Source organism: Tepidamorphus gemmatus (assembly GCF_004346195.1).
GTDB lineage: Bacteria > Pseudomonadota > Alphaproteobacteria > Rhizobiales > Tepidamorphaceae > Tepidamorphus > Tepidamorphus gemmatus.
Genome location: NZ_SMAK01000009.1, coordinates 65,031 through 85,567 on the forward strand (window position 1 = coordinate 65,031; position 20,537 = coordinate 85,567).

Consider the following 20,537-nt stretch of genomic DNA (forward strand, 5'->3'; position numbering starts at 1 on the left):
ACGAGCCGGCCCTGACGGCCGGCCCATTTCGCTCGCACGCTCGAGACCTCCGCCCCTGTCTCCGACAGCTACGGCCTGTAGACCGGTGACACCGGCTCCATCGCATCCCGACCACCGAAGGAATACTTCAGACCGGCAGCGACGATATGCACACTTGCGTCCACGTCCGCGGCAAATGTCACCGGCGGCACATAGACGGGGTTTCCGGGCCCGATATTGATCCGCGTGTCGAAGGTGGTCAGGAAGGAGTAGCCAAGGTCAAGGCGCAAACGCTCCGACCAGTGGTACGACAGGCCTGCCGACAGCCACAGCCGGTCGTCGTCCGGCAGCCGGATCGAGCGAGTGACGTCATCGATCGGTGCGCGCTCCCACGCCGCCCCGGCGCGCAATGTCCAGCGATCGTCCCAGTCGTATTCGGCGCCGAGGGCGAAGAACCATCCGTCCCGGTACTCGAATGGCAGCAGCGACACAGGCAGTCCGTTCAGCGAGTTGACCACGGTGAAGGTCCCGAACCGGCTCCAGTTTGTCCATTCGACCGTGCCGAGCATCGAGAACCTGTCGGTGAATCGGTGGCGCAGGCCAAAGCTGACCATCTCCGGCAGGGTCGGATCGACCTCGATCGGCAGCCGCGCCACGAGCGGGATCGCCAGCATGCCCTCCAGGTCATGCTTGATGGCAGACCGGAAGCCGATGCCGATCTCGGTGTTGGGAGTGGGCGTGATCAGCAGGCCGGCGGTGAAGCCGAAGCCTATGTCATCGCCGTTCAGCACGGCGGACGGGGCGATCGGTGCGATGCCGACGGCCTGGCTGAGGATGACGTCGAAGTATTGGATCTGCAGCCCTGCCGCCACCGCGAAGGCGTCGTTGATCCGGTAGCCGACCACCGGATTGACATTCAGCGAGAAGACCTCGGACTCTCGGCCGTAGATCTGCGCGGCGTGACTGAACCGGGTCTCCGTCTTCAGGCCGTACTGCCCGTTGATGGTGGCGCCGAAATACCACCGGTCATCGAAGTTGTAGGCGACGGTCGTGGCCGGCACGACCGCGGTCTTGCCGATATCGCCCGGATCGCCACCGAAGAACAGCGGACTGCCCGGGCCGAGCAGGCTGGACGGGAACGCCGCCGTCGTGATCTCCGTGGACGGAACGATCAACGACAGCGAGCCTTCGACGTCCAGACCCTGCGCGCAGGTCACCACCGCGGAATTCCAGAACGTCCCAGCGACGGACGTGCCGCAGGTCGCCGCCCCTGCGAAGCTCATGCCCTGTCCGTAGGCGCTCTGCTCGCGTATCGCGAATGCGCCCGCATCGGCGGTGCCGACGAGCGCGTCGCAACCGATCGCCGCCGCAAAGATCCCGGCTGCCGCGGGCAGTCCGCGAAGTCTGCTCATTTCCTCCCCCTCCTCCATGAGGTCGGGTGCCGCAGTCGAGCTCTCTGGAGGAGCCCTTGTCTGTGGAAGTCCACGCTAGAGTTGTCTGCCTGAGGGATGCAATCCATGCTCCGTTGCGGCAGGTCTGGATTAGGAGCTGGCTAAGCAGGAATCTCATCCGGCGTTGCCGATCGGCAACGATGAGCCTGGCATGTTCCGCAGTTGCGCTTGCGGCCGACGGTTCGATGCACGATGATCCGCCGCGCTTCATCCAGACATGGCAACACACTCAGGAGGAACTGCCTATGAAGCTCGTTCGGTTCGGTCCGTCGGGCCGGGAAAAGCCGGGTATCGTCGCCGCCGACGGTTCGATCCGCGACCTTTCCGGAATGATCGCCGATCTGACGGGCGACGTTCTGTCGCCTGCCGGGCTCGATCGCCTGCGCGCCGTGGACACGTCAAGCCTGCCGACCGTTCCTGCCGGCACCCGGCTCGGCCCCTGCGTGCCGATGCCCTACAACTTCGTGGCCATCGGCCTCAACTACGCCGACCACGCCGCCGAAACCGGCGCGCCGATCCCGAAGGAGCCGATCATCTTCAACAAGGCGCCGACCTCGATCTCTGGGCCTGACGACGACATCGTGCTGATCCGCGATTCGGTGAAGACCGACTGGGAGGTCGAGCTCGCCTTCGTCATCGGCACCGAGGCCTTCGAGGTGCCGGCTGACAAGGCCCTCGACCACGTGGCCGGATACTGCCTGTGCAACGACGTGTCCGAGCGATTCTGGCAGACCGAGAGCACCGGCCAGTGGGTCAAGGGCAAGAGCGCCCCCACCTATGGTCCGCTGGGTCCGTGGCTTGTCACCCGTGACGAGATCGCCGATCCGCAGAAGCTCGCCATGAGCCTCGATGTCAACGGCAAGCGGATGCAGACCGGATCGACCGAGACCATGATCTTCGGCATCGTCGAGCTGATCAGCTATGTGACGCGCTTCATGAAGCTCCTGCCCGGCGACGTCGTCACCACCGGGACGCCGCCCGGGGTCGGGATGGGCATGAAGCCGCCGGTCTTCCTGAAGGCGGGCGATGTGGTGACCCTGACGATCGAGGGTCTCGGCACCCAGCGCCAGAAGGTCGTCGCGCGCTGAGGCAGCGGCCGGGCGCCGCCTGGCGGCGGCGCCCGCCACATGTCGATCAGCTCGTGCGGGCGTCCAGGAACGGCCCGATCGACCGGCCGGACCAGCCGCCCAAAGCAGACCGCGCCGCCTCGTAGGACTCCATCACCCGGCGCGCCTGGGCATCGCCGGCGACGAGCTCGGCCAGCACGTCGGATGCCGCAGCGCGCGCCGCCATGACGACATCGCGCGGGAACTCGGACAGCCTGACATCGGTCCCTGCGAGGCGCGCGATCGCAAGGCCGTTCATCCAGTCCGCCTCCGCCAATCCCGCCGCCGCCTCCATCGCGCAAGCCCCGGCGACGATCGCCCGCAGATCCGGGTCAAGCGCCTCGAGGGCCGGAATCGATACCAGCGCCTCACCGGTGCCATTCGGCTTGTTGAAGCTCGGCCATAGATAATGGGGTGCCACCCGGTCGAGACCGAGGGCAATGTCGGAGAACGGGCCAAGGAATTCCACGGCGTCGACGACACCCGACTGCAATGCCTGGAATATCTCGCCCGGAGGAATTGCCACCGCAGTCATCCCGAGCCGTCGGAACACCTCGGCGCCGAGTCCCGCGGACCGGATGCTCACGCCCTTGAGATCGTCCGGCGAGGCAACCGGCCGCTTGAACCAGCCACCCATCTGGAAGCCGGTGTTGCCCGCCATGAACGGCTTGATGCCGAACGGCGCGTAGAGCTCGTCCCACAGCGCCTGGCCGCCCCCGTGTTCCACCCAGGCGACGTGTTCGGGCGGAGTCAGGCCGAACGGCACGGTTGTGAAGAAGACCGCTGCGGGGATCTTGCCCTGCCAGAAGAACGAGGCGGTGTGGCCCATCTCGGCCACTCCTTGCGAGACCGCATCGAAGACCTCGAAGGCGGGCACCAGCTCGCCGGCGGCGAATACCTCCACCGTCAGCCTGCCACCGCTGAGCGCCCCGATCCGCTCGGCAAGCCGTCTGGCGCTGACGCCGGGCCCCGGCAGGTTGTGCGGCCACGAGGTTGCCATCCGCCATCGAACGAGCCCTTGGGAGACGGCGGGGGCCGCCAGAGACGCAGCACCGGCCGCCACGGCCCCGGCGATGACCGTTCGGCGGGAGAGCCCGCCACGTTGCGAGATTGTTTTCATGACCACACCGAATGGAAATGGTGGACCGGGCCGTGGCCATGGCCGACGCCCAGCGTATCGGCCGCGACCAGCGCGGCAGTGAGATAGTCCTTCGCGGCCCTGACCGCCGCCTCGAGCCCAAGTCCCTTCGCCAGCCCGGCAGCGATTGCCGCCGACAGCGTGCAGCCGGTGCCGTGGGTATTGCGGGTCGCCACGCGCGGTGCCTCGAACCGCAGGCAATCCCGGTCGGACACCAGGATATCGACCGAACGATCGCCTTCGGCGTGCCCCCCCTTCATCAGTACCGCCTTCGGTCCTAGCGCCAAGAGCCGCTCGCCTTGCCGGCGCATCGCCGCCTCGCTGTCTGCGACGTCCGCGTCAAGCAGTCGGGCCGCCTCGGGGAGGTTCGGGGTGATCACCAGCGCCAGCGGCAGCAGCGTGTCGCGCAGGACCGCCACCGCCTCCGGACGCAGCAGCGGATCACCGCTCTTGGCCACCATCACGGGATCGATGACGATGTTGGGCGCCCGATGCGCCGCCAGGCGTTCTGCGACCGTCTCGATCACCGCCGGCACGCTCAGCATCCCGACCTTCACCGCGTCGACGGACAGATCGTCGAAGACCGAATCGATCTGCTTCGCCACGAAATCCGGCGCGATGTCGAGCACCGCCTGGACGCCGGTGGTGTTCTGCGCGACGAGCGCTGTGATGACCGTTGCTCCGTAGACGCCCAGCGCCGAGAAGGTCTTCAGATCGGCCTGCATGCCTGCACCGGCGGTCGGATCGGTTCCGGCGATCGAGAGCGCCACGGGCGCGCGCCCGCCGCGAGCGGGGTCGGCGGTGAAGCTGTCTGGTCGCACCTGTTTCATGGGGAGGCAATCCTGTCACCGAAGTCCTGGGGGTCGAGCGCATAGAGTGCGTCGAGATAGGCCGGAACGAAGCTTCCGGGTCCTCGGGCCGTCGCTCCGGCGCGTTCGGCGGCTGCCTTGACGAAGGCGAGGCACGCCGCCGCCGCGAGGAAACGATCCGTCTCCACCGCCAGGAAACCGGCCATCAGCGCGGTGGCCGCGCATCCCGATGCTGTCACCAGCGCCATCAGCGGATGTCCGCCCGCCACCTCGACCTCGCGGGTTCCATCGGTCGCGAAATCCACCTCGCCGGTCCGCACCACCACCGCGCCGCTTTCGCGGGCCAACAGCCGTGCCGCCGCGTCGCCGCCGTCGCTGCCGCTCAACGCCGCGAGTTCCGCGCGATTGGCACGGATCACGGCTGGATGGCGCCGCGCCAGGTCACGGGCAAGCCCGAGCCTCGTCGGTGAGCGCTCGACGAACACGGGATCCAGTGCCCATGGCTTCCCGTCCGTTCGGGCGATACGGATCGCCACGTCGATCGCCTCGGCCCGCAGCGGGTCAAGCGTGCCGAGATTGACGAGCAGCGCCGACGCCCCGTGGATGAAGCCGGGCACCTCCGGCGGATTGACGGTCATCGACGGAATGCAGCCTGCTGCCAGAAGCACGTTCGCCGTGTAGGCTACCGCTGCGGCATTGGTGATGCAGTGCACGCGCGGACGCTCGGCCCGCAGCCGCGCGAGCAGCTCACCCGTCAGATCGCGCGCAGCGCCGCTCAACGGCCCGGGCCGCCGGCAGGATCAACCGCATCGCTTGGGGAAACTGTCCTGCTGTTCATCTCAACTCCCTCCGCCGGCATCATCCGGATCAGGTTCGACGGGTTGACCGCCCTGCGGCCTCTCAGTCCCGTTCGGGACACCCCAATGAGATCGTCTCGCACATCTATCCGACCTGCAGGCCGGTTTCAAGGGCTGTTCGGCAGGTTCCGGCTGCTGGACACCTGCACGGCGTCGGCATGACCTTGCGTGATCCGGCTCCAGTCGCGAGCCTGCACGGGTGGCAGCAATCGATGCTTCCAGCCGACGTCTGCCATCGCTTCCGGCATCGGACCGGCGGCGGCGATCGCAATCCGGAACCACCCGACTGGCAGGGCCTCCCCCAAGTCGCACCATTGCACCTTGGCGTACCGGCTCGGTTTGCCGTAGACCGGCACCCATGCCGGACCATCGCCACGAGGACGCACGGATGCAGCCATGACCGGGATCGACTACGAAGCCGAATACAACAACCGTGCGCGCGTCCCGGAGCATCCGGCCATCATCGAAGGCTGGGCGCGCGACGCAGCCGCGTTCCGCAACACCGCGAGCGCGGAACTGGATCTCGCCTACGGCCCACGCCAGCGCAATCGCGTCGACTTGTTCTTTCCCGCAGCGGACCGAAGGGTCGAACGCCTGGCGATCTTCATCCACGGCGGATACTGGCAGATGCTCGACAAGAGCTACTTCAGCCATCTCGCGCGCGGTCCCCTTGCCCACGGCATCGCCGTCGCCATGCCGACCTACACGCTGTGCCCCGAGGTCGGCATCGGCGAGATCATCGAGGAGATGCGCGCCCTCGTCCGCTTCCTGCATGACCGCTACCGCCTGCCGATGGCCGTCAGCGGCCATTCGGCCGGCGGTCACCTCGCCGCCGCACTGCTTGCAACCGACTGGACCGCACGCGGGCTGCCCGAAGCCGTGGTACCGGCCGCGCAACCGATCTCCGGACTGTTCGATCTGGTGCCGCTCGTCGCAACCACGCTCAACCGCGCGCTGAAGCTGGACTCCGTCGAGGCAGGTCGCGTCAGTCCGCTCAACTGGCCCTCGCCAGCCGGTCTCGCCCTGCACGCCTGGGTCGGCGGCGCGGAGAGCGACGAGTTCCTGCGTCAGAGTCGGGAAATCGTCGATGAATGGATCGAAGGGGGTGTCCGCGCCGAATATTTCGAGGCGACCGGAGCCAACCACTTCACCGTCATTGCCCCACTCGCCGAGCCCGACAGCGACATGACCCGCGATCTCGCCGCGCTGACGCCCGGCCGGGGCGGCTGAGGCGCGGACGCGGCGATCCGCGGCCGCCGACAGGCTGCGTCGTCGATGTAAGGCTTCGGGATGTAAGGCTTCGGGATGTAAGGCTTCGGCAAGCAAACTGCCGGAAGATGACCCATCATTCTCCGGGGACATCATCCATGCCGATTCGCCGCAATGCGCTCGCGCGGTTCGCCGTCGCGCTCCTGCTTGGTCTCGTCGTCACCGCCGCAGCCTCCGCGACCGCGCAGGCCGCTGCGCCCGACGTGCGGCCGTCGGTCTTCCTCCAGTGCCCGACCGCGCCCGGCGATCCAAACACCTATGCGCTGTGCGCCACGGCGCGATGCTGGGTGCTCGACGGCGTCGCCTACTGCAAGTGCGAGATCGAGAACGGCAGGAGCATCTCGCTGCCGTTCCACTATCGCGACCGAGGCCAGCGCCGGAACGTCTGCACGCTGTTGAAGGACGGTGTCGCCAACGGTTTCACGGTCAGCACCTATTCGACCCCGCGCCGGCTCGAACAGGACTACCGCCCGGCGGTGGAGAAGCTCGGTCCGCCGCTGGCGATCTACACCTGCGGCGGTCCGGTCGGAAACCAGCCCCAGGCCGGCTATTCGGCCCAGTGCGACGGCGGCATCTGCTTCAATTCGACGACCGGCAAGGAGTTCCCCGGCCTCGGCCCGATCGGCGAGGGCGAGATCGTGTGTTCCTGCCCGCCGGTGCCCGCGCCCAAGGTCGGCTTCCAGATGGCCGGCCCCTGGCACTGCCGGCCGGGTGCGCGCGACGTCGACGGCCGCTGCTGCGACAGGGAGTTTCACGACCGGTTCTGCAACGTCTCCAGCGTCTCGCAGACCGGTACGGAGATCATGGTCGGCGCCGTCACAGGCATCCCAGCGCTTCTGTCGAGGTTGCTCGACGGCAAGGCTCCGAAGATCAACCGCTGCGTTTTCCAGTAGCCAGGGCAGCGGACGGCGCCTGCGGGCGCCGCCGCACTGGCTGTCGGGCACAGGCGCCGGGATTTGCGGCAGCGCCGGGCTTGCCGGTGCTGCGCGCATCTGGTCACATCGAACCAGCCGCGGCGGGCCGGCAGCCTGCCCGCCGCTCCCCCCCAATGCTGTCGCGGAGGCGTGCATGATCCCCTTCTTCGTCCAGATCAAGTGCCACCTCGGCCGCGCCTACGAGGTGGCCGACCAGATCGCCAATGCCGAGATCGCCTCGGAGATCTATTCGACCGCGGGCGACTATGATCTTCTGGTCAAGTTCTACGTCGACAGCCAGACCGAGATCGGCCATTTCGTCAACGAGCAGGTGCACCGCTTCGAGGGTATCCGCGACACCTACACGATCATCACCTTCAAGGCGTTCTGAGATGCCGACTGGTCAGACCCGGGGTCAGACCGGCGGCGGGCTGGCCTGGCGCTGGCGGGCCCGTTCGATGCCGAGCTGGCGCTCGCGCCAGATCACGAACAGGCCGGCGGCGATGACGATCGACGCCCCGGCCAGGGTGATCGCCACGGGTCGGTCGCCGAACATCAGGTAGCCGAGAACGAGTGACCAGATCATCGCCGTGTAGTCGAACGGCGCGACGACCGAGGCCGGGGCGTAGCGGTAGCTCTGGGTCAGCAGGATCTGGCCGATTCCGCCGATCAGACCGATCGTGACCAGAAGCGCCGCCTCGCGCGGCGTCGGCACGGCCCAGCCGAACGGCAGGGTGCACAGCGCCAGCACCGTGCAGGTGACCGAGAAGTAGAACACGATCGAGCCCGTCGTCTCCGTTCCGGTGAGATGGCGGACCTGGATCATCGCCAGCGACGTCAGCGAGGCCGCCATCACCGCGACCAGCGCGCCGATCGCGCCCGCGTCGGCGGACGACCAGCCTTGACCCAGATAGGGCCACAGGATCATCACGATGCCGATGAAACCGACACCGACGGCGGACCAGCGGAAGATGCCGACCACCTCGCCCAGCAGCACCGTCGCCAGCGCCAGCGTTAGCAGCGGCGCGAGGAACTGGATCGCGGTGACGTCGGGCAGCGGCAGATAGGTGAGTGCGACCAGATAGGAGGCGAGAGCAAGCCCGCCGAAGCCGCCACGCAGCACATGTCCCCTGACGTTGCGGGTCCTGAGCGCTCGCGGAAACTCGCCGCGCCAGGTCAGCCAGACCGACAGCGGCAGCAACGCGAAGAAGCTGCGGGCGAACATCACCTCGCCGACCGGCACGGTCTCCGACAGGAGCTTCATCAGCGCCGCCATGACCATGAGCACGAGGGTCGAGGCGACCTTCAGGCCGATGCCGATGAGATGATGCAGTGACGCCTCCCTTACCTGTTCCGGACAAGCACGAAACGCAGCGATTGACAATTGTTGCTGGCGCATCCGTGATCTGCATTCGGCGTCCGGCGGATTCGCCGCCCCGGGGACGCCCGGTCCGGGAGACCACGCAATGATGGCGCTGCCCTTCCTCACCGCTTTCCTCGCCCTTCTCGGCGGGGCCTTCGCATCGCGGGCGATCGGGATCGCCCTGTGGGCCGTCACGCTCGTGCTGATCCTCGTGCTGTTTCGGCTGCACGCCACCGACCCCCTCGACATCGTGCTCTGAGGCCCGCTCCCGATGTCGCCGGAATTCGCGCGCAGCCTCAATGCCCTCGGACTGCTCGGCCTCTGCGTCGTCCTCGGTTACGCCTTCGCCGACCAGTTCCTGAAGCACGACCTGCCATGCCCGCTGTGCCTGCTGCAGCGGATGGGATTCGTCGCAGCCGGTGTCGGCATCGCCTTCAACCTCTGCTTCGGACCGCGCCCGGCCCATTACTCCATCGCCATCCTGTCGGCAGTTGTCGGGGGGCACCGCCGCGCTGCGCCAGATCGCGCTGCACGTCGTCCCGGGGACGGGCACCTACGGCGATACATTTCTGGGACTGCACTTCTACTCCTGGGCCTTCATCGTGTTCGGGCTGATCATTGCCGGCTCGGCGCTGATGCTGCTGTTCGAGCGTCAGTTTGAGGTCGCGCCCGGTCCGCGCCCCCGGCTGACCGGGCTCGCGCTCGTCTCGTTCTGGCTATTCGCGCTTCGGGCGCTCGGCAATGGACTCTCGACCTTGGCCGAGTGCGAACTCGGCCTGTGCCCGGACAATCCGACCGAGTACCAACTCTTCGCGCCAACTCCTGCCCCGGCATCCGATTGAGCGGGGTTGGCACGGACGCCCCGAAGCGCCATATCGCGCGGGAGTCCGCCCCACGCCTGGCCGCCATTGCACGCGGACGGAATCCGCATCACATGACCGACAACCACGAGGCCTCACTTGCACTCGACCGGCGTGCCGGCTGGCCAGCCGAGATGCGCCGGCTGCTCGACAAGTATCCGCGTCCCTGGACCGATCGGCCCGACCTCGGCCAGCTTTCGCGATTCTGGCTCGGCCGTCATGACATGTTCCGGGAGCTGAACACGGCAATGCTGCAGGCGTCGCAGGCGCTGAAGGCCGGCACCGTGCCCCCGGAAGCGTTCCGAACCTGGTTCCAGCCGCGCATCCGCTTCTTCCTCGGCGAACTGCACGGGCACCACATGATCGAGGATCAGCACTATTTTCCGGTGCTGATGCGAATCGAGGCCGACCTCGCCCGCGGCTTCACGGTACTGGAGGCCGACCACGAGGCGATCCACGAGGGCTTGGCAACGCTGCAGAGCGCCAGCAACGATCTGCTCAACGCGCTCGCCGGACCGCCCGACAGGCGCCGCTTCGCAGCAGACGCGATGTCCGAGCGGCTCGACGGCTTCCTGAAGTCGCTCGTGCGCCATCTCGACGACGAAGAGGATCTGATCATCCCGATCCTGCTCGACCGCGGCGAGAACCTGCTCGGGTAGCCCGCGGCAGGATCGCCTTCCGGCAATCGGCAGCGAGTCAGTCATCCCTGCCGCGGCGACGGCCGGGTGCCGGGATCGGCAGGGCAGGATGTCCGGCGTGGAGGCGCTCCGATCGGAGATGTTCGCCAAGGCCCATCCGGAACGACGCGCACGGGCTTTGGCTGCCGATGGCAGCCTCTCAGCCGTAGGTCCCTGCGTATGTGTCCCGCAGCACGTTCTTCTGCACCTTGCCCATGGCATTGCGCGGCAGTTCATCCACGAAGAACACCCGCTTCGGCAGCTTGTAGGCAGCGAGGCGCTGCTTCAGCGCGCCGATCACGGACGCCTCGTCGAGGCTGGCGCCCTTCTCCAGCACTACCACCGCCGTGACCCCCTCGCCGAAATCCTTGTGCGGCAGACCGATCACCGCCGATTCGACCACCCCCTCCATCGCGTCGATCTCGCCCTCGACCTCCTTCGGGTAGACGTTGAAGCCGCCGGAGATGATGAGGTCCTTGGCACGTCCGACGATGGTGACATAGCCATCCGCGTCGATGGTGGCGACGTCGCCGGTGATGAAGAAGCCGTCCGGGCGGAACTCGGCCGCCGTCTTCTCCGGCATCCGCCAGTATCCCTTGAAAACATTGGGGCCCTTCACCTCGATCACCCCGATTTCGCCACGCGGAAGCTCCCGGCCCGTTTCCGGATCGGCGATGCGGACGGAAATGCCGGGCAGTGGAAACCCGACCGTTCCCGCCCGCCGTTCGCCGTCATAGGGATTGGAGGTGTTCATGTTGGTCTCGGTCATGCCGTAGCGCTCGAGGATGCGGTGGCCGGTCCGCGCCTCGAAGGCGCGATGTGTCTCGGCGAGCAGCGGCGCCGAACCCGACACGAACAGCCGCATCGTCCGCGTCGCCTCGCGGTCGAGCTCCGGCATTTCGAGCAGCCGGGTATAGAAGGTCGGAACGCCCATCATGCTGGTCGCACGCGGCATCAGCGACAGGACCTCGCGGGCATCGAACTTCGGCAGGAAGATCATGGACGCGCCAGCCGCCAGGATCGTGTTCGTCGCAACGAACAGGCCGTGCGTATGGTAGACCGGCAGCGCGTGGATCAGCACGTCGTCACCGGTGAAGCGCCAGTAGTCGACCAGAACCTCGGCATTCGACCACAGGTTCTCATGGGTCAGCATCGCTCCCTTGGACCGTCCGGTCGTTCCGGACGTGTAAAGGATCGCGGCCAGATCGTCGGCAGCGCGCGGCACGTCGGCGAATGCCGCGGACTCGGCGGCCGCCCTGTCGGCAAGCGAGCCGCTGCCGTCCGCATCGAGCGTCTCGACAGCGCGTACGCCGGCCGCCTCCGGCAGGGCGGCAACCGCCTCGCGTACCGACGGCCGGCAGACGACGACGGACGGCTCGGCGTCGCCGATGAAATAGGCGAGTTCAGCGAGCGTGTAGGCGGTGTTGAGGGGCAGATAGACGGCTCCGGCCCGGACGCAGGCCAGGTAGAGAAACAGGGCTCGCGGCGATTTGTCGACCTGTACCGCCACCCGATCGCCCGGTTCCACCCCGAGTCCGACCAGCGCATTGGCAAGCTTCGCCGTCTCGCGCTCCAGATCGCCATAGGTCGTGACGGCTCCATCCGCCGTCTCGAGGAAGCGTGTCGCAGCTGCCGGAAAGCGGCCGGCGAGCCGGCGATAGAGCGCTGTCGTCATGTCGGGGATTCCGTCGATCGTCGTTGTCAGGTCTCTTCGGTGCGGCATCGCTCCGCGGTGTGTCGTCAGCAGCGAACGGCTACCACAAACAGGCGAGGAAAGCGCAACAGCACCTTGCCGTCACTGCGGGGCGGATAGGCGGTGGCGACGCGGCGGGTGTAGGCAGTCAGATAGTCCGCGCGGGCGGCGGCATCGAGCGGCTCCAGGAACGGTCGCAGGCCGGCTCCCTCCATCCAGGCCACCACTGCTTCGGCTCCGTCGAGGGGAATATTGTAGACGGTGTGCCAGATATCGACCATGGCCGAGAGGGGGGCCAGCGCGTCATAATACGCCTCGGGCGGCGGCAGCAGCTGCCGCGCCGCTGCCGCATCCCGCAGCAGGTCCCGCCAGGGGCCGTCCGCGGCCGTCTCGACCATCGCCCGATGGCTGGGCTCGGCAAGATTGTCCGGCATCTGCACGGCGAGCACGGCGCCCGGCCGCAGCGCCGCGAGCAGACGGACCATCACGCCGAGATGATTCGGCACCCAGTGCAGCACCGCATTGGCGAACAGCAGGTCCTCGGCGCCGCTCGGCATCCAGACCCCCACATCTTCCGCCAGGAAGGCGAGACCCGGCAGCCGCTTGCGCGCCGCGGCCAGCATGTCGGGCGAAGCGTCGAGGCCTGCGACCTCGGCGGAAGGCCAGCGGCCGACGAGCAGTTCCGTCGAATTGCCGGGTCCGCAGCCCAGATCGACCACCAACCGGGGCGCGACCAGCGGAACCCGCGCCAGCAGCTCGGCGGCGGCACGGCCGCGCTCGTCCTCGAAGCGGACATACTGGCTGGCGGACCAGGTAATCATGGGCACAGCGATACACTGCGCCCGCATTCTCCGCCAGCCTGCGCCTGACGGCAGCTCAGCATGCACTAACCAACCCCGTTATGCGGGCGTTAACGCGCATCCGGACAAGCTTGCCCGCAAAGGATGTCCCGATGGCAAAGGCGAAGCATACCGGAGCGGACGCGCCGCGGATGGAGGCAGACGAAGTCGCGCGGATGCGTCGGCTCGAGGAGTACGACATCATCGGGACATCGCCGGAACGCGAATACGACGATATCGCCCGCCTCGCCGCCGACGCCCTGAACGCCCCGATCGCCCTTCTCTGTCTGACCGAACGCGACCGGCACTGGTTCAAGGCGCATATCGGAACCGATCTGGTCGAGGTGCCGCGCAGCGAGAGCTTCTGCGACCATGCGATGCGCGACGATCGCGTCTTCGTGGTGCCGGATGCGTCTGCGGATCCGCGCTTCCGGGACTATCCCCTCGTCGCTGGCCCTCCAGGCCTGCGCTTCTACGCAGGAAAGACGATCGTCGCGGCGGATGGACACCAGATCGGCACGCTGTGCGTCTGCGACACCGAACCGCGCAGCGGCATCGACGCGCGTCAGAGGCGGGCGATCGAGAGTCTCGCGCGCCTCGCCGCAGACCGGCTGGAACTGCGCCGTCACCAGTTGCGGATGCAACTGGAGCGCCGTCGCGCCGCCGAGGCGGAGGCGGAGGCACGGCGCGCGCACGAACGGCTGCGCGATGCCATCGAGATGGTTCCCCAGGCGCTCGTCTTCCGCGACGCCGACGACCGGTACGTGCTGTGGAACCGGCGCTATGCCGAGCTCTACAGCGATATCGCCGACCTTCTGAAACCCGGGATCTCCTATGAGGAGATACTGCGCGCGAGCCTCGACCGCGGCAACCATGTCGAGGCGATCGACGACAAGGAGGCCTGGCTGGCCAACCGGCTGGTCAAGCGCAACGGGGTGGCGCCGATCCGCGAACAGAAGCTGCGGGACGGACGCTGGTTGCGGATCGAGGAGCGCCAGACGGCCGATGGCGGCGTCGTCGGCGTCCATATCGACATCACCGAGCTGAAGACGCGCGAGGCACATTTCCGCCTTCTCTTCGAGGGCAATCCGCTGCCGATGTTCGTCTTCGACCGCAGCTCGCTGGTCTTGCTGGCGGTGAACCAGGCGATGATCGATCAGCTGGGCTACGATCGCGATGCCCTGATCGGCATGAATGTCCTCGCATTGCACGCGCAGGACGAACGGGACACCGTCCGGACGGTGATAGGTTCCGACCGTCTGGAAATGTCACCGGTTGTGGTCCGCCGCTATATCACGGCAGGTGGCAGCATCATCCATGCCCTGCCCTATCGCCAGGTGATCGACTATCATGGCACCTCGGCGGTGCTGGTTGCGCTGGTGGACGTGACGGAACGGATCGCCGCCGAGGAGCGCGTCAGCTATCTGGCTCACCACGACACCCTGACCGGGCTGCCGAACCGTGCGGCTTTCGAAGCCCGCCTCGACCGGGCCGTTTCGGAGGCCCGCAGGACGAGGACCAATGTCGGCCTCTGCCTTATCGACATCGACCATTTCAAGGACATCAACGACACGCTCGGCCACGGCGCCGGCGATGCCGTGCTGCGGTTCGTCGCCGATCATCTGCGCCAGGCCGTGCGCACCAGCGATTTCATCGCCAGGCTCGGCGGTGACGAGTTCGCGGTGATCCTTCCCGACATCTCGGGCGATCGCGCCCTCGAGGTGGTCAGCAAGCGACTGCTCGGCCTCGACGCCGTGCGGTTGAAGGAGGTGGCGTTGCCCGCGGGATTGAGCGCAAGCATCGGCATCGCCCGATTTCCGGCAGACGCTTGGACCGCCGAGCAGCTCATCCAGAATGCCGACATTGCCCTGTACCGCTCGAAGACGTCCGGCCGGGCGCGGCTGACGGTCTTCGACAGCGAGCTGCGCCGGCGGATCCACGAGCGCATCAACCTGAAGAACCGGTTCCGGCAGGCAATTCGCGCCGGCGAGATCATGCCCTATTACCAGGCGATCATCGACCTCGACAGCGGTCGCGTCTGCGGGCTGGAAGCGCTCGCCCGCTGGCGGCATCCGGACCGCGGCGTGATCGCCGCCGCGGCCTTCGCCGACGTCTTCGAGGACGCCGAACTGTCGGCCGAACTCGGCCTCGCCATGCTCGAGCGCTCAACCGACGACATGCAGGACTGGGAGAGGCTCCGGCTTCCCTATTGCCGTATCGGGCTCAACGTCACGGCCGGTGATCTGCGACTGCCGGGATTCGTCGACGAGGTCCTCGCGACCCTCTCGGCAAAGCGACTCGATCCGACGCGGCTGCTGGTCGAGGTGACCGAGAACGTCGTCATTGACCGCGAGGACGGACTCGTCATAACCGCTTTGAACGAGCTTGCCCGGCACGGCCTGCGTATCGCGCTCGACGACTTCGGAACCGGTCACGCCTCGCTCACCCACCTCAAGAAGGTCGATGTGTTCAGCCTCAAGATCGACCAGTCCTTCGTGCGCAACCTTGTCGGCAACCGCGAGGACCGGGCGATCGTCAATGCCGTGATCGGGCTCGGGGCGAGCCTTGGCATCCGCACCGTCGCCGAGGGCATAGAGACGATCGAGCAGGCCGCGATGCTGCGCGCCGCAGGCTGCACCGCCGGCCAGGGTTACCTGTTCAGCCGGCCGATTCCGGCCGGCGAGGTGCCGCGTCTCGTCACCGCCTACGCGGACACGCCGTGGTCTCCGGCGGCGAATGCCGCGACGCGGGTTGCCTGACGGATCAGCTGCGCGTCAGTCGCTTGTACTTGATCCGCTTCGGCATCACCGCGTCCGATCCGAGGCGGCGCTTCTTGTCTTCCTCGTAGGCCTGGAAGTTGCCCTCGAACCATTCGACATGGCTGTCGCCCTCGAAGGCGAGGATGTGCGTGGCGAGCCGATCGAGAAACATGCGTTCGTGGCTGATCACCACCACGCAGCCGGCGAACTCCTCAAGCGCGTCCTCGAGCGCGCCCAGTGTCTCGGTGTCGAGATCGTTGGTGGGTTCGTCGAGCAGGAGCACGTTGGCGCCGGACTTGAGCACCTTGGCCAGATGCACCCGATTGCGCTGGCCGCCTGACAGCGAGCCGACCTTCTGCTGCTGGTCGCCGCCCTTGAAGTTGAAGGCCGCGGTGTAGGCGCGGGAGTTGACCTCGCGCTTGCCGAGCGTGATCACATCGTTGCCGCCGGAGATCTCCTCCCACACGGTCTTGTTGGGATCGAGTGCGTCGCGGCTCTGGTCGACATAGCCGAGCTGGACCGTCTCTCCCAGCCGGATGATGCCGGAATCCGGCGTCTCCTGCCCGGTGATCATCCGGAACAGCGTGGTCTTGCCGGCACCATTGGGGCCGATCACGCCGACGATGCCGCCAGGTGGCAACCTGAACGAGAGATCGTCGATCAGCAGCCGGTCGCCATAGCCCTTTGACAGATGTTCGACCTCGATCACGACATCGCCCAGGCGCGGTCCCGGCGGAATGACGATCTCGACATTGCCGGCGCGCATGCGCTCCTCGTTCTGGCGCAGAAGGTCGTCATAGGCCTGGATGCGGGCCTTGGACTTCGCCTGCCGCGCGCGCGGGCTCGCGGCGATCCATTCGCGCTCCCGCGCCAGCGCCCGTTCGCGCGCGGCATCCTCGCGGCCTTCCTGCTCGAGACGCTTGGCCTTCTTCTCGAGGTAGATCGAATAGTTGCCCTCGTAGGGAATGCCGCGCCCGCGATCGAGCTCGAGGATCCAGCCCGTCACGTTGTCAAGGAAGTAGCGGTCGTGGGTGACGATCAGGATCGCGCCGGGATACTCGCGCAGATGATTCTCCAGCCAGTGCACCGTCTCCGCATCGAGGTGGTTCGTCGGCTCGTCGAGCAGCAGCAGATCGGGCTGTTCGAGCAGCAGCCGGCACAGCGCCACGCGGCGCCTCTCGCCACCCGACAGCGCCGAAACGTCCGCGTCCGGCGGTGGGCAGCGCAACGCATCCATCGCCTGCTCGACCTGGCTGTCGAGGTCCCACAGATTGAGACGGTCGATCTCGTCCTGCAGCCTGCCGGCCTCTTCTGCCGTCTCGTCGGAATAGTTCATCATCAGGTCGTTGTAGCGATCGAGGATCGCCTGCTTGGCCGCCACGCCGTCCATGACGTTGCCGCGCACGTCCTTGGACGGATCAAGCTGCGGTTCCTGGGGCAGGTATCCGCAGCGCGCGCCATCGGCGAGCCAGGCCTCGCCCGTGAACTCCCTGTCGAGACCGGCCATGATCCTGAGCAGCGTCGACTTGCCGGAGCCGTTGGGGCCGAGCACGCCGATCTTGGCATCCGGATAGAAGCTCAGGTTGATGTTTTCCAGGACCTTCTTGCCACCCGTATAGGTCTTTGTCAGGCCCTGCATGTGATAGATGAACTGGCGCGCCATCGTCGGCCTCGAACCCGTTGTCACGACTGTCGGGGAATATCGGCTGCCCTTCTAGGGCATGGCCGGAGGGTACGCAACGGGGCGGGATCCGCCCCCATCTCCCACAACCGGCGGCGCCGGCCATTGGCAACCGAATGTCAATTTTTGCACAGAACACTTGGATCTGCGGATCAGAGCCTGGATGAGAAAGATCATGCCGCTCTTCGCCGAAGCGTATCACGAGTTTTCGGACGAACAGATTCATTCACCCAGCCTCAAACGGCTTCGCTCCATCTGGCAGACCTGCGCACGGGGCGGACTGCCACAGCTCGCCGACATGATGCAGCACGGCCTCGGCGATCTCGACGACCGCTATTCGCTGAAGGTGCCCGAAGGCAGCGGCCACTTCATCTACACCCATTACGGCCACACGCTGGCGCGCTTCTCCCGCCAGAACCTGCTCGGACTGACGACGCGCCGGCTTCCCGCCGACATCCGCAACTTCCTGGTGCGCGAATACAACAAGGTCATCCTGACCGGCCAGCCGGTGTTCCTGATCAGTTCCGGTTACGAGGACAGCCTCGACATCTGGGAATGGCTCATCGTGCCAGCACGCATGGAAGGTGGTCTGACGGTGCTGGTCGGCATGGGCGAGCCACGCAACATGCGCGACACCCTGTCCGACACGATCCTCGAGGCCTCGCCCGATGCCATCATCGCCATCCAGGCAATCCAGGACGATTTCGGCACGGTCTATGACGGCCGGATCATCGCGCTCAACGAGAGCGCCTGCCGGGCCATGGGCAAGACCCGCGGGCAGCTGATCCACCAGCCCCTGCTCGCAATCTTTCCGCAGCTGCAGGACAACGGCATCTGGGATCTCTGCCTCGAGGTCCTCGCAGCCCGAACGGCCATCCGTTTCGACATCGATGCCCAGCCGCTGAGCTTCGGACTGCAGAGGATGACGCTGTTCCCCATGACCGGCGGACTCGCCATCATGATGCAGGATATCTCCGACCTGTCCGGCGAGGCCGTGCCGCTCATCGGCTGCCGTCCATCCAACATCTCGCGCTTCGCGGCCGCCGCGGCCTGATCGCCGGCGCCGCCGGCATCCCCGTCCGCCCGATACGTCGCGGCGGACGCAAGGCGCGGCTTGACATTTCAACATTTCTTGTATCATTGAACCATGGACGATGACCTCGCCGTCACCCGCCTCGCCGCGCTCGGGCAGATCCACAGGCTTGCCCTGTTCCGGCGGCTCGTGCGCGCCGGCCCTTCCGGGCTGGCGGCGGGTGTGCTTGCAGCGGACTGCGCTCTCCAGCCCTCGGCTCTGAGCTTCCACATCGGCCATCTCGAGCGCTCCGGCCTCGTGACCAGCCGCCGCGAAGGGCGCCACGTCTACTATGCCGTCGCCGTCGAGGAGATGAGGCGGCTGCTCGTGCACCTCACCGCGGACTGTTGCGATGGCCATCCCGAGATCTGCGGCGGCCTTGCCGTTGCCATCGCCAACCCGCCAGCCTGCGAGACGGAATCATGCTGAAGGACTCCGCGCACTACAATGTGCTGTTCCTGTGCACCGGCAACTCGGCCCGCTCGATCATCGCCGAGGCGATCATGAACCGGCTCGGTGCGCCGCGCTTCAAGGCCTGGTCGGCGGGTAGTCAGCCGAAGGGCGAGGTGCATCCCTACACACTCGATCTGCTGCGCTCGCTCAATCACGACGTCACCGGCTTGCGCTCGAAGTCGTGGGACGAGTTCGCCCGCCCCGACGCGCCGCCGCTCGATTTCGTCTTCACCGTCTGCGACAACGCGGCCAACGAAGTCTGCCCGATCTGGCCGGGACAGCCGATGTCAGCGCATTGGGGTGTGCCTGATCCCGCGGCCGTCGAGGGCAGCGAAGCGTTGAAGCGCGCGGCCTTCGCCGACACCTACCGGATGATGCACCAGCGCATCTCCATCTTCACCAGCCTGCCGATCGCCTCGCTCGACAAGCTCTCCCTGCAGAAGCGGCTCGACGAGATCGGCCGCAACCGCGACAAGGCCGGAGAGACCGCGGCCTGATCACTGCCAGCTGCCATCCACGACACCGAAGCGACGAGGTCCGCGGCGTGACGCTGTTCGAGAGATACCTGACCCTGTGGGTCGGCCTGTGCATCGTGGTCGGCGTTGCCCTCGGCCACTTCCTGCCCGACCTGTTTCAGGCGATCGGAGCTGCAGAGATTGCCAGGGTAAACCTGCCGGTGGCCGTGCTGATCTGGCTGATGATCATCCCGATGCTGGCCAGGATCGACTTTGCCGCCCTCGCCAGCGTCCGCGCGCACTGGCGCGGCATCGGCGTGACTCTGTTCGTGAACTGGGCGGTGAAGCCATTCTCGATGGCACTGCTCGGCTGGCTGTTCATCGGATGGCTGTTCCGCCGATGGCTGCCCGCCGACCAGATTGACGGCTACATAGCCGGCCTGATCCTGCTGGCGGCCGCGCCCTGCACGGCGATGGTGTTCGTGTGGAGCAACCTGTCCGACGGCGAACCGCACTTCACCCTGTCGCAGGTGGCGCTGAACGACGTCATCATGGTGTTTGCCTTCGCGCCGATCGTGGGCCTGCTGCTGGGGCTGTCTGCGATCGTCGTGCCGTGGGACACGCTGATCCTGTCGGTTGCGCTCTACATCGTCGTTCCGGTGATCATTGCCCAGCTGCTGCGTCGGCGCCGGCTGGCGTCCGGTGGCGAGCCCGCACTGCGGCGCCTGCTCGCCGTCATGCAGCCGGTGTCGCTCCTGGCCCTGCTGATGACGCTCGTCCTGCTGTTCGGCTTCCAGGGAGAGCAGATCATCGCCCAGCCGCTCATCATCGCCATGCTGGCAGTGCCGATCCTGATCCAGGTCTACTTCAATTCGGGGCTCGCCTATCTGCTCAATCGGGTGACCGGCGAGGCTCATTGCGTGGCCGCGCCATCGGCGCTGATCGGCGCGTCGAACTTCTTCGAGCTCGCCGTCGCCGCCGCGATCAGCCTGTTCGGGTTCCACTCCGGCGCCGCCCTCGCCACGGTCGTCGGCGTCCTCATCGAGGTCCCGGTGATGTTGTCCGTCGTCAGGATCGTCAACGCGACCAAACCCTGGTACGAGCGCGGTCTGCGCCGCGCGCCGGATCCGGCGACCGGGCCTGCGGGTCAAGGCTGAGGCAG

21 protein-coding genes, 1 pseudogene and 1 riboswitch are annotated in these 20,537 nt (G+C 66.9%); of the genes and pseudogenes, 13 read left to right on the top strand and 9 right to left on the bottom strand.

The window, feature by feature from the left end; genetic code table 11:
* Positions 1–68: 68 nt before the first annotated feature.
* Positions 69–1,391, bottom strand: coding sequence for an OmpP1/FadL family transporter (locus tag EDC22_RS14065; protein WP_165926910.1), 1,323 nt, complete (start codon positions 1,389–1,391; stop codon positions 69–71).
* A 284-nt stretch (positions 1,392–1,675) separates the two neighbouring features.
* On the opposite strand from EDC22_RS14065, the gene EDC22_RS14070 reads away from it, so the two are divergent.
* A complete protein-coding gene (locus tag EDC22_RS14070; RefSeq protein ID WP_132807314.1) occupies positions 1,676–2,518 on the top strand; it encodes a fumarylacetoacetate hydrolase family protein in 843 nt (280 codons plus the stop codon).
* 46 nt (positions 2,519–2,564) lie between these two features.
* On the opposite strand, the gene EDC22_RS14075 is transcribed toward EDC22_RS14070, so the two are convergent.
* The 4 genes from EDC22_RS14075 to EDC22_RS14090 all read right to left on the bottom strand — a co-directional run bounded on the left by EDC22_RS14075 (position 2,565) and on the right by EDC22_RS14090 (position 5,738).
* Positions 2,565–3,536 carry a TRAP transporter substrate-binding protein gene (locus EDC22_RS14075; RefSeq protein WP_245499766.1) on the bottom strand — a complete coding sequence of 324 codons (972 nt, stop codon included), beginning with the start codon at positions 3,534–3,536 and terminating at the stop codon, positions 2,565–2,567.
* Between the two features lie 116 nt (positions 3,537–3,652).
* Positions 3,653–4,504 (bottom strand): bifunctional hydroxymethylpyrimidine kinase/phosphomethylpyrimidine kinase, encoded by an 852-nt coding sequence (gene thiD / locus EDC22_RS14080; protein WP_132807316.1) that lies wholly within the window; start codon positions 4,502–4,504, stop codon positions 3,653–3,655.
* Positions 4,501–5,262, bottom strand: coding sequence for a hydroxyethylthiazole kinase (thiM, locus tag EDC22_RS14085; protein ID WP_132807317.1), 762 nt, complete (start codon positions 5,260–5,262; stop codon positions 4,501–4,503). The genes thiD and thiM overlap by 4 nt, the downstream gene beginning before the upstream one ends.
* A 47-nt stretch (positions 5,263–5,309) precedes the next feature.
* Positions 5,310–5,416, bottom strand: a riboswitch (TPP riboswitch).
* Positions 5,417–5,447: 31 nt separating this feature from the next.
* Positions 5,448–5,738, bottom strand: a complete 291-nt coding sequence (locus tag EDC22_RS14090; RefSeq protein WP_132807318.1) for a hypothetical protein — start codon at positions 5,736–5,738, stop codon at positions 5,448–5,450.
* Here EDC22_RS14090 and EDC22_RS14095 point away from each other — a divergent pair.
* From EDC22_RS14095 to EDC22_RS14105, 3 genes are all read left to right on the top strand, one after another.
* Complete coding sequence (locus EDC22_RS14095) at positions 5,737–6,570, top strand: alpha/beta hydrolase (protein WP_132807319.1); 834 nt, start codon at positions 5,737–5,739, stop codon at positions 6,568–6,570. The two genes, EDC22_RS14090 and EDC22_RS14095, sit on opposite strands and share 2 nt — an antisense overlap.
* Positions 6,571–6,707: 137 nt before the next feature.
* Positions 6,708–7,502 (top strand): hypothetical protein, encoded by a 795-nt coding sequence (locus EDC22_RS14100; RefSeq protein ID WP_132807320.1) that lies wholly within the window; start codon positions 6,708–6,710, stop codon positions 7,500–7,502.
* 175 nt (positions 7,503–7,677) lie between these two features.
* Positions 7,678–7,914: an Lrp/AsnC ligand binding domain-containing protein gene (locus EDC22_RS14105; RefSeq protein ID WP_132807321.1), complete on the top strand. Its 237-nt coding sequence runs from the start codon at positions 7,678–7,680 to the stop codon at positions 7,912–7,914.
* Positions 7,915–7,938: 24 nt separating this feature from the next.
* Here EDC22_RS14105 and EDC22_RS14110 read toward each other — a convergent pair whose 3' ends face one another.
* On the bottom strand, positions 7,939–8,907 hold the full coding sequence (locus tag EDC22_RS14110; protein WP_245499767.1) for a DMT family transporter: 969 nt from the start codon (positions 8,905–8,907) through the stop codon (positions 7,939–7,941).
* Between the two features lie 82 nt (positions 8,908–8,989).
* Between EDC22_RS14110 and EDC22_RS17950 the strand changes: the two genes are divergently transcribed.
* From EDC22_RS17950 to EDC22_RS14120, 4 genes and pseudogenes are all read left to right on the top strand, one after another.
* Positions 8,990–9,145 carry a DUF5993 family protein gene (locus tag EDC22_RS17950; protein WP_165926911.1) on the top strand — a complete coding sequence of 52 codons (156 nt, stop codon included), beginning with the start codon at positions 8,990–8,992 and terminating at the stop codon, positions 9,143–9,145.
* A gap of 12 nt (positions 9,146–9,157) precedes the next feature.
* Positions 9,158–9,328, top strand: a pseudogene (locus tag EDC22_RS18265) (disulfide bond formation protein B); the annotation flags it as partial.
* Between the two features lie 49 nt (positions 9,329–9,377).
* Entirely contained in the window at positions 9,378–9,728 is a 351-nt protein-coding gene (locus tag EDC22_RS18270; protein WP_342635148.1) for a hypothetical protein, read from the top strand.
* A gap of 92 nt (positions 9,729–9,820) precedes the next feature.
* Positions 9,821–10,405 carry a hemerythrin domain-containing protein gene (locus tag EDC22_RS14120; protein WP_132807323.1) on the top strand — a complete coding sequence of 195 codons (585 nt, stop codon included), beginning with the start codon at positions 9,821–9,823 and terminating at the stop codon, positions 10,403–10,405.
* Positions 10,406–10,583: 178 nt separating this feature from the next.
* On the opposite strand, the gene EDC22_RS14125 is transcribed toward EDC22_RS14120, so the two are convergent.
* Both EDC22_RS14125 and tam read right to left on the bottom strand, forming a co-directional pair.
* Positions 10,584–12,098 carry a malonate--CoA ligase gene (locus tag EDC22_RS14125; RefSeq protein WP_132807324.1) on the bottom strand — a complete coding sequence of 505 codons (1,515 nt, stop codon included), beginning with the start codon at positions 12,096–12,098 and terminating at the stop codon, positions 10,584–10,586.
* A gap of 65 nt (positions 12,099–12,163) precedes the next feature.
* Positions 12,164–12,937, bottom strand: coding sequence for a trans-aconitate 2-methyltransferase (gene tam, locus EDC22_RS14130; RefSeq protein WP_132807325.1), 774 nt, complete (start codon positions 12,935–12,937; stop codon positions 12,164–12,166).
* Between the two features lie 131 nt (positions 12,938–13,068).
* On the opposite strand from tam, the gene EDC22_RS14135 reads away from it, so the two are divergent.
* Positions 13,069–15,714: a sensor domain-containing phosphodiesterase gene (locus EDC22_RS14135; RefSeq protein ID WP_165926912.1), complete on the top strand. Its 2,646-nt coding sequence runs from the start codon at positions 13,069–13,071 to the stop codon at positions 15,712–15,714.
* Positions 15,715–15,718: 4 nt separating this feature from the next.
* Here EDC22_RS14135 and ettA read toward each other — a convergent pair whose 3' ends face one another.
* The gene (gene ettA, locus EDC22_RS14140) at positions 15,719–17,377 is read right to left on the bottom strand and encodes an energy-dependent translational throttle protein EttA (RefSeq protein WP_132807327.1); all 1,659 of its coding nucleotides are present in this window, start codon (positions 17,375–17,377) and stop codon (positions 15,719–15,721) included.
* A gap of 181 nt (positions 17,378–17,558) precedes the next feature.
* On the opposite strand from ettA, the gene EDC22_RS14145 reads away from it, so the two are divergent.
* The 4 genes from EDC22_RS14145 (at position 17,559) to arsB (ending at position 20,532) form a co-directional block, all read left to right on the top strand.
* Entirely contained in the window at positions 17,559–18,449 is an 891-nt protein-coding gene (locus EDC22_RS14145; protein WP_165926913.1) for a nitrogen regulation protein NR(II), read from the top strand.
* 93 nt (positions 18,450–18,542) lie between these two features.
* Entirely contained in the window at positions 18,543–18,896 is a 354-nt protein-coding gene (locus tag EDC22_RS14150; RefSeq protein ID WP_132807329.1) for an ArsR/SmtB family transcription factor, read from the top strand.
* Entirely contained in the window at positions 18,890–19,417 is a 528-nt protein-coding gene (locus EDC22_RS14155; protein WP_132807330.1) for an arsenate reductase ArsC, read from the top strand. Before EDC22_RS14150 ends, EDC22_RS14155 begins: the two co-directional genes overlap by 7 nt.
* Positions 19,418–19,464: 47 nt before the next feature.
* Complete coding sequence (gene arsB / locus EDC22_RS14160) at positions 19,465–20,532, top strand: ACR3 family arsenite efflux transporter (protein WP_132807331.1); 1,068 nt, start codon at positions 19,465–19,467, stop codon at positions 20,530–20,532.
* Positions 20,533–20,537 lie beyond the last annotated feature (5 nt).

Excerpts from the sequence above, each read along its gene's own strand:
- EDC22_RS14065 (WP_165926910.1), bottom strand. The coding sequence starts at position 1,391 with ATGAGCAGACTTCGCGGACTGCCCGCGGCAGCCGGGATCTTTGCGGCG.
- EDC22_RS17950 (WP_165926911.1), top strand. The coding sequence starts at position 8,990 with ATGATGGCGCTGCCCTTCCTCACCGCTTTCCTCGCCCTTCTCGGCGGG.
- EDC22_RS14105 (WP_132807321.1), top strand. The coding sequence starts at position 7,678 with ATGATCCCCTTCTTCGTCCAGATCAAGTGCCACCTCGGCCGCGCCTAC.
- EDC22_RS14125 (WP_132807324.1), bottom strand. The coding sequence starts at position 12,098 with ATGACGACAGCGCTCTATCGCCGGCTCGCCGGCCGCTTTCCGGCAGCT.
- EDC22_RS14075 (WP_245499766.1), bottom strand. The coding sequence starts at position 3,536 with ATGGCAACCTCGTGGCCGCACAACCTGCCGGGGCCCGGCGTCAGCGCC.
- EDC22_RS14120 (WP_132807323.1), top strand. The coding sequence starts at position 9,821 with ATGACCGACAACCACGAGGCCTCACTTGCACTCGACCGGCGTGCCGGC.
- thiD (WP_132807316.1), bottom strand. The coding sequence starts at position 4,504 with ATGAAACAGGTGCGACCAGACAGCTTCACCGCCGACCCCGCTCGCGGC.
- EDC22_RS14070 (WP_132807314.1), top strand. The coding sequence starts at position 1,676 with ATGAAGCTCGTTCGGTTCGGTCCGTCGGGCCGGGAAAAGCCGGGTATC.
- EDC22_RS14155 (WP_132807330.1), top strand. The coding sequence starts at position 18,890 with ATGCTGAAGGACTCCGCGCACTACAATGTGCTGTTCCTGTGCACCGGC.
- EDC22_RS14135 (WP_165926912.1), top strand. The coding sequence starts at position 13,069 with ATGGCAAAGGCGAAGCATACCGGAGCGGACGCGCCGCGGATGGAGGCA.
- tam (WP_132807325.1), bottom strand. The coding sequence starts at position 12,937 with ATGATTACCTGGTCCGCCAGCCAGTATGTCCGCTTCGAGGACGAGCGC.
- EDC22_RS14090 (WP_132807318.1), bottom strand. The coding sequence starts at position 5,738 with ATGGCTGCATCCGTGCGTCCTCGTGGCGATGGTCCGGCATGGGTGCCG.
- ettA (WP_132807327.1), bottom strand. The coding sequence starts at position 17,377 with ATGGCGCGCCAGTTCATCTATCACATGCAGGGCCTGACAAAGACCTAT.
- EDC22_RS14100 (WP_132807320.1), top strand. The coding sequence starts at position 6,708 with ATGCCGATTCGCCGCAATGCGCTCGCGCGGTTCGCCGTCGCGCTCCTG.
- EDC22_RS14150 (WP_132807329.1), top strand. The coding sequence starts at position 18,543 with ATGGACGATGACCTCGCCGTCACCCGCCTCGCCGCGCTCGGGCAGATC.
- EDC22_RS14095 (WP_132807319.1), top strand. The coding sequence starts at position 5,737 with ATGACCGGGATCGACTACGAAGCCGAATACAACAACCGTGCGCGCGTC.
- EDC22_RS14145 (WP_165926913.1), top strand. The coding sequence starts at position 17,559 with ATGAGAAAGATCATGCCGCTCTTCGCCGAAGCGTATCACGAGTTTTCG.